Raw genomic sequence first — 18,096 nt, 5'->3', positions numbered from 1 at the left:
GAAGATAACGACTGAAGTCGTTACTACGAACAATTTAAGATAACGACTGAAGTCGTTACTACGAACAATTGAAGATAACGACTGAAGTCGTTACTACGAACAATTGAAGATAACGACTGAAGTCGTTACTACGAACAATTGAAGATAACGACTGAAGTCGTTACTACGAACAATTGAAGATAACATTATCCTAGGAGGATATCATCTAGGATGAGCTTGTTGGGAACACTGCCGAAACTGACGGACCGGGCGACTCCGGCGAAGGGGAGGGTTACTTGCTCAAATTCTGCATAAACATGGGGTAAGGAACCTGCTGCCGTGGTGGATAAGGGGATGGATGCCAAAATGTTGCCCGATGCGCCTAATCCATCATAGAGGGTGACAGTGTGACTGGCGAAGGGAGAGGCATAGAAGAAGGAGAGTTGATTGTCAAATCCCCCTTCTACGTTCATGACGATCGCCCCTTCTTCTCCGTAGGTGAGGGCAGTTGTGCCGCTGGGGGGAGGGGCAAAATTGCCGCCGAATTCATCGGGAAATCCCAAGGCATCTAAGGCATCGGTACTGATGATTCCCAAGGCGTTGGGGGAAAATGTGATACCCCGATCGCCATAAAATCCGCTCACTGGGTCTAAATTTCCCACCCCTTCAAAGTTGAGTAAGGCAGGCAAATCGCTGCGGGAAATGACCAGGGTGGCACTACTTTGGGCCCCAATTTCTACCCCTGGGGTGGGATTGACTAAGGCGAGATTAATGGTTTCGGCGACTTCGGCGATCGCATCGTTGGCGATCGGAATGGTGACGGTTTGAACGGTTTCTCCGGGAGCAAAGTTGATGGGAATCGGGGTATTATTGTAATCCAATGGTGCAGTGGCCGTGCCATCCCCTAAAACTACGATGGCACCGGCAGGGAGATGAAGTCCTCCGGCGCGGGTGACGGTGACGGCGAGAGTTTGGGTGCCATCTTCTTGGACGCTGAAGGTTGGCGCACTAAATTCTAGGCGGATATCATTATCTAAAATTGCTAAAGTTGCGGCATTTTGCGGGCCAATTCGTGCCCCTTCACTGGGATTTGTGAGGGTTAATTGGAGGGTTTCGTTGGGTTCGCTTTCGGTGTCATCGACGATGGGAACTGCTACGGTTTGGACGGTTTCTCCCGGGGCGAAATTGACGAGAATTGGGGTATTGTTGTAATCAAAGGGAGTAGTGGCGGTGCCATCGGTGAGGGCGACGGTGGCAAAGAAGGGTTGATCCAGTCGGCCTTCCCGGGTGATGGTTACGGGTGCGATCGCTGTGCCATCTTCATTGATAACAAAATTAGCCTCACTAAACTGCAACAGCACATCGTTATCAACAATCGTGAATACTGCCGTACTCGGTTCGGTCAGGGTTGCCTCACCCGTGGGATTGAGTAAGGTGAGATTGATGGTTTCATCCGGTTCTATAATCTCATCATCCACCAGGGGAAGTTCCACAGTTTGCAGGGTTTCTCCTGGTGCAAAGTCTACGGCAATTGGGGTGGGGTCGTAATCCAAGGGGGCCGTGGCAGTGTCATCACTTAATCCAATGGTGACCCCGGTGGAGATACCTGTAAACCCGATGCGCTGAACTTGGACGGGTTGGATGGGGGTACCGTCCTCGACTCCACTAAAATCGGGTCGAGTAAACTGCAACGCCGCATCATTATCGACGATGGTAAATGTAGCGGTATTGGGTGTTCCGAGGGTTGCGCCTCCGGTGGGATTAATTAAAGTGAGAGATAAGGTTTCATCGGGTTCTATGCTGTTATCGTTGACGATGGGAATTGAGACGGTTTGAGTGGTTTCTCCGGTGGCAAAAGTGAGAGAAATTGGGGTATTCTCGAAATCTTCCGGTGCAGTTGCGCTCTCCTCTTCTAGGGCGATGGTTACGGTCACTGGACGATTGAGGAAACCTGTGCGGGTTACAGTGACAGGAACCAGGGGGGTGCTATCTTCCCGGGTTTGAAAGTCGGTTTGATTGAACTGTATGCTGACTCCATTAACCGTTTCATCGATCAGGGTGAAGGTGGCGGTGTTGGTTGTGCCTAGGGTTGCGCCTCCAGTGGGGGTGGTGAGGGTCAAACTGAGGGTTTCGACCCCTGCGGCAATCAGTTCATTGACGAGGGGAATCGTGATAGTTTGTGCGGTGACTCCCGGGGCAAAGTTTACCGGAATTTGTAGGGTATTTAGATTATCGGGGGGGGTGGGAATATCGGGGGCGAGGGTGATGGTTGCGCCGACTGTACCCTGTACTATGCCACTGCGGAGGACGGCGATCGTGGCCACGGCCTCACCTTGGTCATTGAGGGTAAAGGTTTGCTCACCCAAAGAGAGTGCTACATCGTCATCCAGAATGGTGACGGTGGATTGCGATCGCGCGCCAAGTCCGAGATTTTCCGTCGGGTTAACTAAGCTCAGATTGAAGGTTTCTGTGGTTTCGACAATCCGATCATCAATCATCGGAATCGTCACCACTGCCTGAGACTGTCCGGGGGCAAAGGTGACCCCCCGAGGACCTCCGATGTAATCGGCTTCGGCGATCGCCGTCCCATCGGTGGGGAGAACCGTGACATTGGCTGCCTCACTTAGGTTCCCGGTGCGAAGTAAGCTCACTTCCACACTGGGAACCCCCTCCTGAATCGTAAAATTGGCGGCAGTCAACTCGACGACACTCGCCAGGGGGTCGAGAGTTTCACTTAAAAAATCCGTGGCATCTAAATTAATCGACCCGGATACCTCCCCAATTACTTGGCGACTGCCATTCTGGATCACCACCACTTGAGTGGCGATCGCTACCGGATTGGAATTTCCATTTCCCGTTCGTTCAAAAATCGGTTCGAGGCGAATTTGTGCCGTTCTTAAATCCCGGGAAACCGCCAGTCTATCCACCCCTTTTTGAAAATCAACAATCGTATCTCTGCCAGATCCCAGAACAAAAATATCCGCCCCGGGACCGCCAATTAAGGTATCCTCTCCTAGACCTCCAAAGAGAATATCTTCTCCCCCATTGCCCAGGAGAGAATCATTCCCCTCACCGCCAATGATGGTATCATCGCTGTCGGGACCAATTAGAGTATTCCCTTGATTATCCCCAAAAATGAACGTCATCCGTTAATCCTCCTATTAACCCGTTGTGCTTTGCCCCAATGCACCCCAAGGCATCCGATCGCGAAGCGGGGCCTCGGCACGATCTGGCATTTAAAAACATTGGAAATTGCCCTGCAAAGTGACTAATTCCCATTTCTCTAAATTTTCTCAGACTCTCCCCAAGGAACAGCCGAAAAAATGAATCTTGGATTTTCTTAAATGGGTGAAGAGTTTAACGCCACACCCATCGGTTCTTTCCCCATTTGAAGACCCCTTTAAATCCTCCGGCAGTTCAGTCTAGCAATCTGCTGCCGATCCAGTTGCCTGCCGATGCCACATCGAGACCCAACTATAAGCGTTTTCGATATAGCATCTGACGTAATTTCAGCGTCCAGATGCTCCCTGACGGTAAAATTCATGGTAAAAATAGTAGCATATTGGCGGGGGTAGGGGATGAGAAGGGTCGCCTCAAATCTGGCAGTTGGCAACGGATTAGGGCCAGAAACCCGGTTGCTTCTCCCGGGGTTCTCATCCCGCCTCGGACACCACAGGCAGTAACCGGGGGTCTCCAAATTTCCTCAAGAGTATGTCAAAATATCGATGCAAACGCGATCGAGCAATTGAGTAGGAGATTTGTCGTGGAATCCCGTTATAATCCCGCATCCCTTGAGGAAAAGTGGCAACAAACTTGGACAGAACGCCAGTTATACCAAACCCCAGAAACCCGCGATCGGCCTAAATTTTATGCCCTGTCCATGTTTCCCTATCCCTCGGGCAACCTGCACATGGGTCATGTCCGAGTCTACACCATCACCGACGTGATTGGCCGTCTCAAGCGGATGCAAGGGTATCGTGTCCTGAATCCGATGGGATGGGATGCCTTTGGACTCCCGGCAGAAAATGCCGCCATTGAACGCGGGATTCATCCGGCGAAATGGACCTATCAAAATATCGCCCAGATGAAACAACAACTGGAACGTCTGGGAATTGCCTTCGATTGGACTAGAGAAGTCGCCACCTGTTCCCCGGACTATTACAAATGGACCCAGTGGATATTTTTGCAGTTTTTTAATGCTGGACTCGCCTACCAAAAAGAAGCAGCAGTCAACTGGGACCCCATCGACCAAACCGTACTCGCCAATGAACAAGTCGATAACGAGGGTCGGTCCTGGCGATCGGGGGCGAAAGTTGAGCGGAAATTGCTCAAACAATGGTTCTTCAAAATTACCGATTATGCTGAACAATTACTCAATGATTTAGACCAATTAAGCGGCTGGCCGGAACGGGTTAAACTGATGCAAGCGAACTGGATTGGTAAATCCGTCGGCGCGTATTTAGAATTCCCCATTGTGGGCAGTTCCGAAAAAGTTGCCGTCTTTACCACCCGTCCCGATACGGTTTATGGGGTAACTTATGTCGTCTTAGCCCCAGAACATCCCTTAACCCGAAAAGTCACCACTCCAGACCGATTAGCAGCGGTTGAATCCTTCATTGAAGAAGTTAGCAATCAAAGCGAATTAGAACGCACTGCCGACGATAAACCGAAACGGGGAATGAGTACCGGAGGAACGGCAATTAATCCCTTTACTGGAGAAGAAATTCCGATTTGGATTGCCGATTATGTCCTTTATGAATATGGAACTGGCGCAGTCATGGGAGTTCCCGCCCATGATGTCCGGGATTTCAAATTTGCCCGGGAACAGAATTTACCGATTAAACAGGTGATTGTGCGCGCCGATGCTGCGGATGAAAAAGCGCAGTTAAAAGAGGCATATACCGAACCGGGAATTGTGATTAATTCAGAGCTTTTTAATGGCATGGAATCCCCTACAGCTAAAGGGGAAATTATCGCCTATGCTGAAAAGCAAAAATGGGGAAAAGCGCGAGTCCAATATCGCCTCAGAGATTGGCTGATTTCTCGTCAACGATACTGGGGTGCACCGATTCCCGTGATTCACTGTCCCAGTTGCGGCGCAGTCCCCGTTCCCGATGAAGATTTGCCCGTGCAATTGCCAGAAGATGTGGCCTTTTCCGGACGGGGATTATCTCCCTTATCCCAATTAGAAAGTTGGGTGAATGTGCCTTGTCCCAGTTGTGGAGAACCGGCGAAACGGGAAACCGATACGATGGATACCTTTATCGATTCATCCTGGTATTTCTTGCGCTATCCCGATGCTCAAAATTCCGACAAAGCCTTTGATACCCAGCAGGTGAATGATTGGTTGCCGGTGGATCAATATGTCGGTGGAATTGAACACGCAATTTTGCATTTACTCTATTCTCGATTCTTTACCAAAGTCTTGAGAGACCGAGGTTTATTCAACTTTGATGAACCGTTCCAACGCCTGCTGACTCAGGGGATGGTCCAGGGTTTAACCTACAAAAATCCACAAACCGGGAAATACATTCCTTCCGCCCAAGTCAATGCCAGTGACCCGAAAGACCTTGAAACGGGCGAACCCTTACAAGTCTTCTATGAGAAGATGTCTAAATCCAAATATAACGGCGTTGACCCGTTAGAAGTGTTGGCAAAATATGGGGCAGATACGGCGCGGATGTTTATTTTGTTTAAAGCGCCGCCGGAGAAAGATTTAGAATGGGAAGATGCCGACGTAGAGGGACAATTCCGCTTTTTAAATCGGGTCTGGCGGTTGGTGACCGAATATGCAGAAACCACTCCCGCCAAACAGGTGAAAGGGGAGTTAAGCAAAGCTGAAAAAGAATTGCGACGGGCGATTCATACCGCGATTAAAGAAATTACCGAGGATTTAGACGGGGAGTATCAGTTTAATACGGCAGTTTCGGAGTTGATGAAACTCAGTAATGCCTTAAATGATGCGGACTGCAAAAATTCGGCAATTTATACCGAAGGCATCAAAACCCTGTTGATTTTGTTGGCCCCGTTTGCACCGCATATTGCCGAGGAATTGTGGCAGGGAATTGGCAATCAAACCTCGGTTCATGAGCAATCTTGGCCTGCGGTAGATTTGGATGCGTTGGTGGTGGATGAAATCACCTTAGTGATTCAAATTAGTGGCAAAACCCGGGGGACGATTCAGGTTCCTGCACAAGCAACTCGGGAGGAGTTGGAACAGTATGCGCGGGAGTCGGAAGTGGCCCAGAAGTATATTGCGGGACAGGAGATTAAAAAGGCGATCGTGGTTCCGGGTAAGTTGGTGAATTTTGTGTTGGGGAAATCCTAATATTGAGAGGGGTTAGGAAGAGGGGAAGATAGGGCAATTGACAAATTACCTTCATCTTCCCGTTCAACGTCCCGACTTCAGTTGTTATCCCCCATTCGGAGTAACTGAGGTTAAAGCATGACTCTCAATAGGTTCTGTTCCGGGTTGACTGACAAAACTTAGTCAGGCTGATACTTGTAATTATGTATTTTGACCTCGATCCAGTAGGTACGGTTGTCATGTTGTTTTCGAGAAGCCATAGCCGAAGAGAGTGCCGAAGAGAGTGCCGAAGAGAGTAAAGCAGAGGGAGTAAAGCAGACGGAGTGAATGATATCAAATTCATTTAGGGTTGCTATAGATCTTGGGAGTGCGAGCATCTTGCTCCCTATCTATCTTCACCGAAACCTTAACGGTTAATGCCTTTAAACCGTTCTTTAGCCGCAGCAAAGGCATCTTGCATGGCGGCTTGAATTTTGTCGGGGTCGGGTTTTTTACCGCCCATTAAATCACCAAAATACACACAAGCCCCTTCTCCGAGAGCCCAAGTATAGGCAGCGGCCCAGGATGCGGCGATCGCACTGCCGAAAATGGGTACAAATTTGACTAATTCCCGCCCGATTGCCTGGGCGACAAATCCACCGGCGATCGCACTGACGACTCCTCCCGCTTGGGACGGGGTGAGGGTTTGTCCGTAGAGTCGCCCTAACAATCCCACCAGGGAGACTTGTAAAGCAGTCAGGACCGGCATGGTGGCAAAGGGTAGGGGAACCGCCGCGAGGGTGGCGGCCATGATGGAAAAGGCTAAAATATACCGGCGGGCAACATCGCGATACAAAGTGCCAATTTTCTCACCGGCTCCTTGGTCTAACAGTTGATAAATGGCGCTGGATTCAGCTTCCGGGAGGAGGTCGCCCAGGGCATCGCTGAGAGCATCTAAGCCATAAAAAACGGGCGTATAACCATCTTCTTCTAGGGTGAAATCCAGAGCAACGGCGCGATCGCAAATCTCGGCAAACCCTGCCTGAATCGACTCAAACGCCCGATTCACCGAGGGATACTCCGGGGGATAGGGGGGATGATTTTCGGTATTGGGGGGATAGACTTCATGCAAACAGGTCACTGCCAGTAAACAAGGGATATGAGGAGAGGCGGCGCGTAACTCTTGGGCAATTTGGCGGAGGGAATCGGTGGCAAAATCGTTGATTTTCACCGTGAGAATGAGGATTTTGGCCCGACCCGTTTCTTGTTGCAAATCTCCTACCAACTCTTGGACGATCGCCTCCGTATCTTGGTTGACATCCCCGAGTCCGACGGTATCGGTAAAAATCAATAACGGCAGGTCACTGGAGGGGTAGGCATAGCGTTCTGTATGTTGGGTGTGGGGACGAAATCCTTGGCCGACAATTTCCGCTGAAACCCCGGTGAGTCCCCGGACGATGGAACTTTTGCCCGCTTGGGGTTTGCCAATTAATAGGGCCTCGGTGGTGGGCAATTGGGCGCGAACTGCTGTCAAAATTTCAGCGACTCGTTCATCGCTGACGCTGAACCAATCCTGAAAATATTGGGGGAGGCGATCGCCTAGGGAGAGTTGTTTTAGACGGTCTGTGGCCTGATTCCAGACCCCAAAGAGGCGACTGGTCCAGGATTTTTGGGCTGATTCTGCCGATGCGGGTGAGTCCGGCGTGAGATTTTCCGTCGGTTCGGGGGATGGATTGGAATCGGGTTTGAGGGAATCAGTTTCGCGTTGCTCACTCATCTGTTGTATAAAAACGACGAATCGATGCTGCTTTGATGAAAAACCCGCCTCCGCAGTCGGGATTTTTCCCAGGGTTAGCCCTAAAACGGGTGAGAACCCAGGAATACTTTATCGCAATTTGAGCCAATTTAGAGGGATTGGGGAGAAAATGCCCTGGGAAGGCGACAGTCTGGGTTGGACTTCCCCTGCTTGCCGGTTCAAGGATGGGGGAGGAGGTCTTTGAGGATGGCCCGATCGCGGCCTTGGGATTTGGCTTCATAGAGGGCGGCATCGGCGGCGGCAATTAATGATTCGGGTTTCTCTGAGTCCGTGGGAATCATGGTGGCGACTCCCAGACTGACGGTGACCCAAGGACTGACGGGGGAATCTAAGTGAGGGATTTGCAACTGTTTCAGGCGATCGCGAATGGTTTCGGCCACCCTCAGCGCCCCGGATCCGGGGGTATTGGGTAAAATTATCACAAATTCTTCGCCCCCATACCGAGCGAGTAAGTCGGTCTTGCGGGCGATCGCACTGCCTGCGGAACGGGCGACTTGTTGCAAACAGCGATCGCCCGCTTGATGTCCGTAGTAATCATTATAGACTTTAAAATAGTCGAGGTCGAATAAAATCAAGGAAAGCGGATGTTTTTCCCGTTGGCCGCGATTCCATTCGCGATCGAGATATTCATCAAAGCGACGGCGATTGGCGACTTGGGTTAAACTATCCAAATTGGCCAAACGTTCTAATTCTAAGTTAGCTTTTTTTAAAGCCGCTTCGGTTTTTTTGCGCTGAATCATTGAGCCTAACTGACTGGCAACAGCTTGGAGCAATTCTAGGGATCTGCGGTCCGGTTGCATTTCATCTTTTTGAAAAAACACCAATACTGCTAACACTTGAGAGTTCTCCTGGGTCGTACTATCCCGCAGCAAAATAGGAATGCCCAGCATTCCTTTGAGCCCAGCAGTAGCGGCGCGATCGGCGCGAGAAAATATCTCAGACTCTTCCTGAGATGCATCAGCAATCCATTTTAAATCTTGCTCCTGCCAAATTCGCGCGGCAAATCCCCGGCATTGAAAAACATCCTGGGTTTTGCTGTAGTCATAAAATTCTGCAAGTTTGGCATCATCCCCATACCAAGCTTGCCCATATACCAGTTTAGTGCCTGAGTCATCCGGCATCCAGGCTTCCCCAAAGTCCCAGCCCAGGGTTTGACAAACTTTTTCTAAAATAATGGCTAAGGCCGAGTCTATATCCACTGCTTCATTAATAGATTCGCTGGTGGTTAATAGGAGTTGTAACTGAGCATTTTTGGACTTGAGTTCTACCATCAATTCGCGCAGGCGCAATTGATGTTCAATGCGCGCCAAAACTTCTACGGGTTCAAAGGGTTTTGTGATATAGTCTACTCCTCCTAAATTAAAAGCTGTTATTTTATCAATTGCCTCATCCAACGCACTGATAAAAATAATAGGAATTTCCTCGTTTCGCGGGTCTGCTTTGATTTGACGACACACTTCGTACCCGTCCATGTCGGGCATTTTGATATCTAACAAAATCAAATCGGGGGGATTGGCTATAACGGATTTTAAAGCCATTTTTCCATTGGGAGCGACTCTAATTTTATAATGGTGCCGACAGAGAATTTGGTTTAAAAGCAAAAGGTTAACGGGGGTATCGTCAACGACTAACACATTAGCTTTTGGGGGTGATGCGGACCGCTGATTCATCATTGATTGAGTCACTCCTGTATCTTGAGAATAAAGGAATAGCTAGATAGAAAACATCGAATGCTAATAATGAGTAAACCCCTGAATCCACGAAGGATTACCATTATCCCTTCTCCATTCTCCCTTGCTATAAAGAGCAAAGAACACTCTCCTGAATTTTGACGATTGATTTGTTAGATCACAAAATTTTATTTTGACTGTCTATCCTTTAAATTGGCTTCAAACCGCGCTCATTTCTGGCTTTGCCTGGGTGGGTTTGAGCAATGACTAAGCTTGAATAAATAAAACCTTGATCGATTAAAAAATAAAGGGCTGATTGTTCTGGTTCTTTAATAATAGCATATTTTGGGACTTTAAAAATCAATCAAGTTTTTTATTCCTGACGCTTCCATCCTTTCTTTGAATCTCCGATGCTCTAGTCAAAGGTTCTACGATGCCGCTTCCGTCACGGGAAGACAAATCGGGTTTCTTCACAAAATTCTGCTAATCTGCAACAAATTAGGGCCAGAGTGTTTCTTGTCCTCTATATTAATACAATATTCTTATCTGATGTCTTCGGGTAGAGGGGATATTGGGCGGATTCTCCTATTCCAGATGCCTTCCGTTAATCCGACGAAGTTCCCATGATCCCCATCGCGAGTCGGATGGAATGATTAAACTTAGTCAGGGTTGGAGGATGAAGGATGAAGGAGGCGATCGCCCCTTTTTTCCCAATGCAGCAACCGTGGCGCAATCTCAGCACCTGTGGATTGTTCTCCCGGCATTGCCAGCCCTCATTCTACTATACCGCTTTTATCCCAAAAAGTCCACCCATAAACTCTGGAATATCCCGTTCCATTTTTTAGCTTCAATGGATTGATTACCAACCGAATTTCTTAACTAAATTTAAGCTAAACCCTTGTTACCAAGGGATATCATTCCGGATAAAAACCCTGAATCAAAATGATTTATGCCACTGAATTAAATGATGATTAGACTTAAACATTTTTGGGAGTAATAGCTGACTCAAAACAATGGATATGACTCTAAGTTGAAATCAGTGCCAGTAATTTTTCAAATTGATACTGATTGGCTAAAGATTGGAGAGCATCGGCCAAATCGGGGTCTTGTAAACCCACTTGTTCGATTGCCGAGGCAATCAGTTCTAAATCCCCTTGGACTAAACCATCCCATAAATGTTTGAGATATTCCCGAGGAATATGATTGAGGTCCGATGCTTGCAGTGCGATGGGTTCCTCTGGTAAAATCTCAGGCTCTGGGGTTATATAAGGGTCAATTAAAGATAACCCTAAATGAGTGGCGATCGCCTCAAAAATCTCTACCTCTCGAAAGGGTTTGCGAATCAACCCATCACAACCTGCCGCCAAAATTTCTGATTGCTCAAAATGCCAAGCACTCGCAGTAATTGCGACAATCGTCGGAACCGGAATTTCCGGATGATTCCGACAATAGGCTTTAATCCGGCGGGTCGCTTCATACCCATCTATTTTAGGCATTCGCATATCCATCCAAATTAAATCGGGTAAAAACTGAAGCCACATTTCCAGGACTTCTTCCCCGTTAAATGCTCGTTTTAATTCAAACCCAAAAGGTTTGAGAATTTCCATCAACAGTTGGTTGTTATAATGGCGATCGTCAACCACAATCATTCGGTAAGACGGTTGTTGCGCCGGGAGAGGGTAAACGAGGGGATCGGGATTAATTCCTCCAAGTTTACCCCCGGTTACCACCCGGACAGGAATCTCAACTTTAAAGGTGGTAACTGGCCAACCCTCGGAGGTTGAATCTCTCATGATTTCACAATATTCTCCCCCTTCTGTATAGGATTTACCCCGGCTTTGAACGGAGATATGTCCCCCCATTAATCGGACGAACTGAGCGCTAATATTTAATCCTAAACCAGCTCCTTCTTGGCAATAAAGACCTATTCCAGTTTGCACAAACGGTTTAAAAAGATGCTCAAAGTACCGAGGATCAATGCCGACCCCTGTATCCGACACTTCAAAGCAAATCTCTGCTTGTTCCTCTTCCAAAGTACAAGCCCTTGCAGACTTTTTTTCCACTCGACTGACTCGTAACAAAATCTGACCTTGACAAGTGAATTTAATCGCATTTCCCAATAAATTAATCAAAATCTGACGCAATTTCACTTCATCAGTTCTAATATGCTTGGGAACATTAAAAGCAGAATCAATTATGAGTAGCACCCCTTTTTCTTTTGCTTTTAAAGAAAACATATTTTGGATATCGACCAACAATTTGTAGAGGGCAAAATTATTTTCAGTTAGGATCATTGTCCCCGCCTCAATTTTGGAGAGGTCCAGTACCCGTTCAATCAAATCGAGGAGATGTTCTCCACTTTTGCGAATGATATTGAGCTGTTCTTGCTGTTCTCGGGTAAGATTCGCAGCAGCACTGAGCAATTGCGAAAAGCCTAAAATAGCCGTCAGGGGAGTTCTTAATTCATGACTCATATTGGCGAGAAAGGCACTTTTAGCACGATTAGCTGCTTCTGCCGCATCTTTGGCCCTTTCGAGTTCGGTTTCCGCCAATTTACGGGCGGTAATATCCTCAACGGAACCCAGAATGTGAGTGGGTATTCCTTGGGGATCGCGGGAAAAAACCACTTCTCGGGCATTCAACCAACGCCAGTCGCCATTCTTGTGGCGAAATCGGTATTCCGTAGACAGGACATCACTATCCTGAAGACAGAGAAATCGAGCAGTTCCCTGGGAGAATAGAGCGCGATCCTCGGGATGATAACGTTTGAGAGACCATTCCGGGTTGGCATCCCCTAGTTCAGCAGGAGAGTAGCCTAACATACAGAGGGATTGCTGATTGAGATAAAGGCTGGTGTTGGTAGAAAGGTCGCGCAAATATAAAATATGGGGAATGGCATCGGCGACTTTTTGGAGAAAATGCTGACTGGTGCTTAACGCCTCTTCGATTTGTTTGCGATCGCTGATATCCCGTCCCACCGCTTGATATTCCAGAATCCGACCGGATTCATCAAAGATGCCGCGAGTCACCCACTGAGTCCAGCGCAGTTCCCCCCGGGCGATCGCCCGATTTTCAAAGGTCACCACAGGATTTTGCGGTGAGATTTCATCCAAAAACTGGGCTACGGATTCCCGGTCCTCGGCGACGATCGCCGGTTCATAGTGATGGGCGATCGCCTCGTCTCGGGTCACCCCAAAAAATCGGCAAAACGCTTCATTCACAAAGGTAACCATGCCATCGGGCAGAAATCGCACAATCAGCTCAGTTTGGTCTTCTAAAATCGCCCGATAGCGGGCCTCACTTTCCCGCAGAGCTTTTTGCACCTCAAAGCGATCGGTAATGTCAGAAAACGAGGCCACCACCGCTGCGGGACGGTCTTCTCCCCGGTGAAATAACGGTTGGGAGTTGATAGAAATCCAAGTTAAGCTGCCATCCGGTTTATGCACCCCCATGATCGCATTCGCACAAGGTTCCCCGGTGGCGAGGGTCACCATTGCCGGATGTTCAGGTCCAGGAAACGCAGACCCATCTTCTCGAATCGCTCGCCAGCCAAGGTCTAGGGAAGTTTTCCCCATCATTTGTTCCTGAGATAACCCGAGAATCCGTTCGGCGCTGGCATTGCAAGTGCGAATTTCTCCACTGGCTTCCTGTAAGACAACCCCCTCCGCCATCGCCGCAATCACCGAACGATACCGTTCTTCGCTTTCATGTAAAGCAGCTTCTGCACGCTTGCGTTCCGTGACATCCCGAACGATACAAACCACTTCGTCTATCCCGCTTTTGACAATGCGAGCTTCGTAGCTATGCACCCCATCCTCTTGTTCCATGTCATGTTCATAAGTTTGCAAGGTTCCGGTTTGTACTGCCCGTTGGAACCGCTCAAACAAATTCGTTTTGATAGATTCAGGTATGGGCAACTCTCGCAAATTTCTGCCAATTAGCTCTTTGGGTGGACGGCTGAAAATCGGCTCTTGAGACTGGACATCCAGATAGGTTCCATCAACCCGTTGCCGGAACATCAAATCGGGAATGGCATTTAAAAGGGCCTGAATCCGTTCTTCGCTTAAACATAGGGCTTTTTCGGTTTGTTTGAGTTCCGTAATATCCGTAGAAATTCCACAGATGGCATAGATGCTGCCATCGGGATTTTTGAGGGGAACTTTGCTGGTTAAATAATGGTGCAATTTGTTGGTATGTTGAACGAAGCCAATATCAAAAGACTGAATAATTGAGCCAGTTTGAATCACTTCTCGGTCTTTTTCTTGCATAAACCGGGCCATTTCTGGGGAAAACAACTTAAAATCATCAAAGCCGATTACTTCGGATTTGACTCCGCCCAGCCATTCGACCCCGACGCGATTCATATAAATATATTGACTGTTTAAATTTTTGATGTAAATGCAGGCCCCAACGTTTTCCAAAATGGCAGATAACGTCTGTTCGCTCTTGCGTAGGGAGGCTTCAATCTCCTGACGATCGCGAATTTCTTGCTCTAAGCGGTGATTGATTTGGGCCAGTTCTGCTGTGCGATCGCGCACTTGCCTTTCCAAGGTCCGATTGTAATCCGCCAGCACTTGTTCGGCTTGTTTGCGTTCAGTAATGTCCTGAGTGACTGCGGTAATCATCCAGCAGTTTGCCGCTTCATCCCATCGGGAAATTAGGGTTTGTAATAACCATCGCAACTCGCCGTTTTTATGCCGAAACCGATATTCGACTTCGATCGCCTTTTCCACCAAGATTCGTTTTAGATTAACCAGAACGGCATCAAAATCCTCCCTCGGTAACCGGGATAGCCAGAGGTCCCGTTCTGCTAACAGTTCTGACGCCGTGTATCCCACCAAGGCAGCAGCCCCGGGGGAGATATACTCATACTCCCAACTGCGGTCCCAATTAACCCGGACACTGGAAATCATCACGGAGACGTTCTCTAACAAGGCTTGGAGTCGTTCCTCTGACACTTGCAGGGCCGCTTCAACTTGTTTGCGTTCGGTGATATCCGTAATGGTGCCGACATATCCCACAGGATTGCCTTCTGCATCTTTTTCAATCCCCGCCTGTCCGACGACCCAAACGACGGTCCCATCGGGTTGCAAAAAGCGGTACTCACAATTAAAGGGAACCCCCTGCTGGACAAACTTCAACCAAGCCGTCATCACCCGATCGCGGTCCTGTGGGTGTAATGTGTTCATCCACCCGAGTCCCATTGACTCTTGTTCCGATAAGCCAATCATTTCAAAACTGCGATCGTTCCCATACAGGCAATTGCCCTGGAGATCGGTGCGAAAAATGCCCACGGGTGAAGCTTGAGCCAGTTCCGCATAACGCTGTTTACTCTCTCGGAGGGCTTTCTCGGCCTGTTTGCGTTCGGTAATATCTAAGGCAATTCCGGTCACCCCCCAGGCATCAGTCATCGCCTCGGGTTGCACCGTAAAGGTCTGGGAAATCCAGCGCCAACTGCCATTTTTATGCTGAAATCGATACTCTAATGTGAGTTTATATCCAGCTTTGAGTTGTGCTAGGGCAGGTTGAACGACTGTCGTTCTGTCTTGTGGGTTAATCTGTGACCACCATAAACTCGGTTCGGTTAGCAACTCCGTGAATGTATAACCAAAAATGGCCTCAGCACTGGGGGAACAGTAGTGATACTGCAAAGGGCAATTACGGGTAACCTTAGCACAATAAATAAAAGTATCAGGATGCTCCCAGAAACTTATACAGCTTGGGCTACAAGTGAGTTGAGCCGGTGCTGTAATCCCTGTTTCCCCAAGGGAGTTCGGGTCAGGACCCCCCTCCACCCGGTCCAGGCAGTCGCCCATCTGCGCCACCGTCATCAATGCGCCGGTAATCGTTCCCTTGTCATCCCAAACTGGGACCGATCGCAGTTCTAGGGCGATTTTCCGACCCTGGCGCTGTAGGTGAAGGGTCTCAATGGTCAGGGGTTCTCCTAAGAGCGATCGCCGCCAAGGGTGAGGACCTCCCCAGAGTGCCATCATCGGCCCTGGATTCTCCCCCTCCCTCCACCGTTCCTCCCCCAGCAACTGCTGGAAATAATGATTCGTATAAGCGAGGTTGCCCGAGGGGTTAATCAGGGCCACCCCCACGGGTAGCGCTGCCAGAAGTTGATGCGATCGCCCCTCGCTGCCGGGGAAGACTTCGTGATGATGTTTCATTGCAGAATAGGGTCGAATGAGTAAGCCAGTCTCTGACTTTAATTTTGGCATTGTCAACCCCACTCTGGGTAGCGACTTTTGCGATTTCCTCAAACCCGCTAAGGGGATTGCAAAATATAAATCCTCCAAACGCGCAACTGAAAGTAAGGTATGTGTAGGGGCGCAAGCATTGCGCCCCTACATTGATCGCGCTACTCCGTTGATCTACGAACGAACGTTTTGGAGATTTTATTTTTTGGAGTTCCCTAATCGCAGATCGCATCGAGGCGATCGCTTATCGTTTCCCCGCCACCCAAATGCATCCCATAATCAACAGGGTAAAGCCCAAATAACCCCAAACCGTCACCCACTCCTGCCAATTTCCACTCTCCATGATTCCTGTTCCTCTGTCTTCGGCAAAATAACAGCTTACCGTCCAAAGGGGACTGGAATCACCCGCCCCTGTTGACCCTGTTCTGAAGGGTCGAATCTCCAAGTTTCTACTTGCATTTGAGCCGCATCATCGAGGATACTATAACCGCTGGACTGCTGAATTTCCGCTGAAATCACTGTCCCATCTGGAGCAATATCCACGCTCAAAATTACCGTCCCTTCCCAAGCATTATCTAGGGCAATCTGGGGATAGGGGGGCGGATCGCAACGCTGACAGGCAATTGCTTCTAGTCCGGATTCCTCTCCCAAACTTCTAGTTCCGCCTAGGGTGGAATCCGCCTCAACCCCCGGGAATTGACCCGTGTTTTCCTCTGGAGTAACCTCAGACTCGTTCCAGGGTTCCGAGAGGCGAGCGAGATTGGATTCCCAGGGGTCATCGGAGTCACCGGAGGCGATCGCCCCTGGATTGAACGGCGAATCATATCTAACCGGCGAGGGTTCTCCCCGGGTTTCCTGAACAATCTTCACATCGGGGACCTCTGGCAGTCGTCCTGGATTAACGGGTTCCGTCAACGTCGAATCCGGTCTATCATCATTGGCAATTCTGGAATTATGTCCAGGGTCCAACCCAGAAGAATTTGTCAAGGGAGACATCTCCTCGGGCCGCATGGGGGCCGGATTGGTGACAGGTTCCGGGGGCCTCTGTCGAGGTAACGGTTCTGCGCGCAAATCCGATCTGGGGGTTGCGATCGCTTCGGGTACTTCTGCGCTTGGGGTTTCGGGCCCTCTATCCAAAGGTTCGGGTTCCGGCATCAGTTCCTGAATCGGTTCTGGGGTGGGTTCTGGGGTGGGTTCTGCGATCGCCTCGGGTTCTGGGGTGGGTTCGGCGATCGCCTCGGGTTCTGAGGTGGGTTCGGCGATCGCCTCGGGTTCCGGCATCAGTTCCTCAACGGGTTCCGGGGTGGGTTCGGCGATCGCCTCGGATTCCGGCATCAGTTCCTGAACGGGTTCTGGAGTGAGTTGGGCGATCGCCTCGGATTCCGGCATCAGTTCCTCAACGGGTTCTGGGGTGGGTTCTGCGATCGCCTCGGATTCCGGCATCAGTTCCTGAACGGGTTCTGGAGTAGCAGATGCGATCGCCTCGGGGGTGGCGGATGCTGCCGCCTCGGATTCCGGCATCAATTCTTCCGGTGTCGCCGGAGACTCTTCCAACACAATAAATTCAATCGGGTCCTCAGTTCCGTCGGATTTTACATTAATCAGAGGCATCACAAATACCAGGGCCGCCAGATGCACCACTGCTGACCCCATCACACCCACTTTAATAAACCGGGCAATCTGCTTCTCTTGTTGTTCTCGCCCTTTTGCCGCAACTGTTGAAACCGTCATTCTTGGTAGATCTCCTCAGAACAAAAGTAGGGATAGCAGCGGGTTAGATAACACCTAAATCTGCCCTCCAGACAAAATCAGTACCTTCCCTGCCAGGTTAGCGCACCCTAGCATCAGTCGGGGACCTCAATCACTTTAATCCCAACAGTATCGAATGAAAACCTGTTATTCCCCAGTCTGGCATCGAATCCAGGTTTTTTACAATCAGCACAAGTAGTCAAGTATTTATTGCGGATGAATTCCTTGCAGAAATTCGGTTCTAGCTTGAAGACGAGAAGGCATTTGCACACAACGAACCAGCAATTCAATATCCAAAGCCGGAAACAATTCGCTGGTAGAGATTTGCTCATAATCTTCCCCGCGAAAGCGGTAGAGAGCAAGTTGGTTATTTTCCCAAAACCAGACTTCTGTAAT

General features: G+C 49.2%; 8 protein-coding genes and 1 pseudogene. 2 read left to right on the top strand and 7 right to left on the bottom strand.

Annotation, left to right across the window (positions count from 1 at the left end):
• Positions 1-185: 185 nt before the first annotated feature.
• Positions 186-3,125 (bottom strand): Calx-beta domain-containing protein, encoded by a 2,940-nt coding sequence (locus NG833_RS06665; RefSeq protein WP_254564525.1) that lies wholly within the window; start codon positions 3,123-3,125, stop codon positions 186-188.
• 617 nt (positions 3,126-3,742) lie between these two features.
• Here NG833_RS06665 and leuS point away from each other — a divergent pair.
• Positions 3,743-6,307, top strand: coding sequence for a leucine--tRNA ligase (gene leuS, locus NG833_RS06660; RefSeq protein ID WP_254564524.1), 2,565 nt, complete (start codon positions 3,743-3,745; stop codon positions 6,305-6,307).
• A gap of 385 nt (positions 6,308-6,692) precedes the next feature.
• Here the strand turns inward: leuS and NG833_RS06655 are convergent, their stop codons facing one another.
• The 3 genes from NG833_RS06655 to NG833_RS06645 all read right to left on the bottom strand — a co-directional run bounded on the left by NG833_RS06655 (position 6,693) and on the right by NG833_RS06645 (position 10,115).
• Positions 6,693-8,042: a GTPase family protein gene (locus tag NG833_RS06655; protein WP_254564523.1), complete on the bottom strand. Its 1,350-nt coding sequence runs from the start codon at positions 8,040-8,042 to the stop codon at positions 6,693-6,695.
• 197 nt (positions 8,043-8,239) lie between these two features.
• Complete coding sequence (locus NG833_RS06650) at positions 8,240-9,754, bottom strand: diguanylate cyclase domain-containing protein (protein ID WP_254564522.1); 1,515 nt, start codon at positions 9,752-9,754, stop codon at positions 8,240-8,242.
• Between the two features lie 205 nt (positions 9,755-9,959).
• Positions 9,960-10,115 carry a hypothetical protein gene (locus tag NG833_RS06645; protein ID WP_254564521.1) on the bottom strand — a complete coding sequence of 52 codons (156 nt, stop codon included), beginning with the start codon at positions 10,113-10,115 and terminating at the stop codon, positions 9,960-9,962.
• Between the two features lie 285 nt (positions 10,116-10,400).
• Between NG833_RS06645 and NG833_RS06640 the strand changes: the two genes are divergently transcribed.
• Positions 10,401-10,610, top strand: a complete 210-nt coding sequence (locus tag NG833_RS06640; protein ID WP_254564520.1) for a hypothetical protein — start codon at positions 10,401-10,403, stop codon at positions 10,608-10,610.
• Positions 10,611-10,776: 166 nt separating this feature from the next.
• On the opposite strand, the gene NG833_RS06635 is transcribed toward NG833_RS06640, so the two are convergent.
• From NG833_RS06635 to NG833_RS06625, 3 genes and pseudogenes are all read right to left on the bottom strand, one after another.
• A complete protein-coding gene (locus NG833_RS06635) occupies positions 10,777-15,972 on the bottom strand; it encodes a PAS domain S-box protein (RefSeq protein ID WP_254564519.1) in 5,196 nt (1,731 codons plus the stop codon).
• 357 nt (positions 15,973-16,329) lie between these two features.
• Positions 16,330-17,682: an energy transducer TonB gene (locus tag NG833_RS06630; RefSeq protein WP_254564518.1), complete on the bottom strand. Its 1,353-nt coding sequence runs from the start codon at positions 17,680-17,682 to the stop codon at positions 16,330-16,332.
• Between the two features lie 225 nt (positions 17,683-17,907).
• Positions 17,908-18,096: pseudogene (locus tag NG833_RS06625) on the bottom strand (Uma2 family endonuclease); the annotation flags it as partial.

The sequence above is a fragment of the Oscillatoria sp. HE19RPO genome (genome assembly GCF_024220515.1).
Taxonomy (GTDB): Bacteria; Cyanobacteriota; Cyanobacteriia; order Cyanobacteriales; family Laspinemataceae; genus Laspinema.
This window is presented reverse-complemented; position numbering and strand designations above follow the sequence as displayed.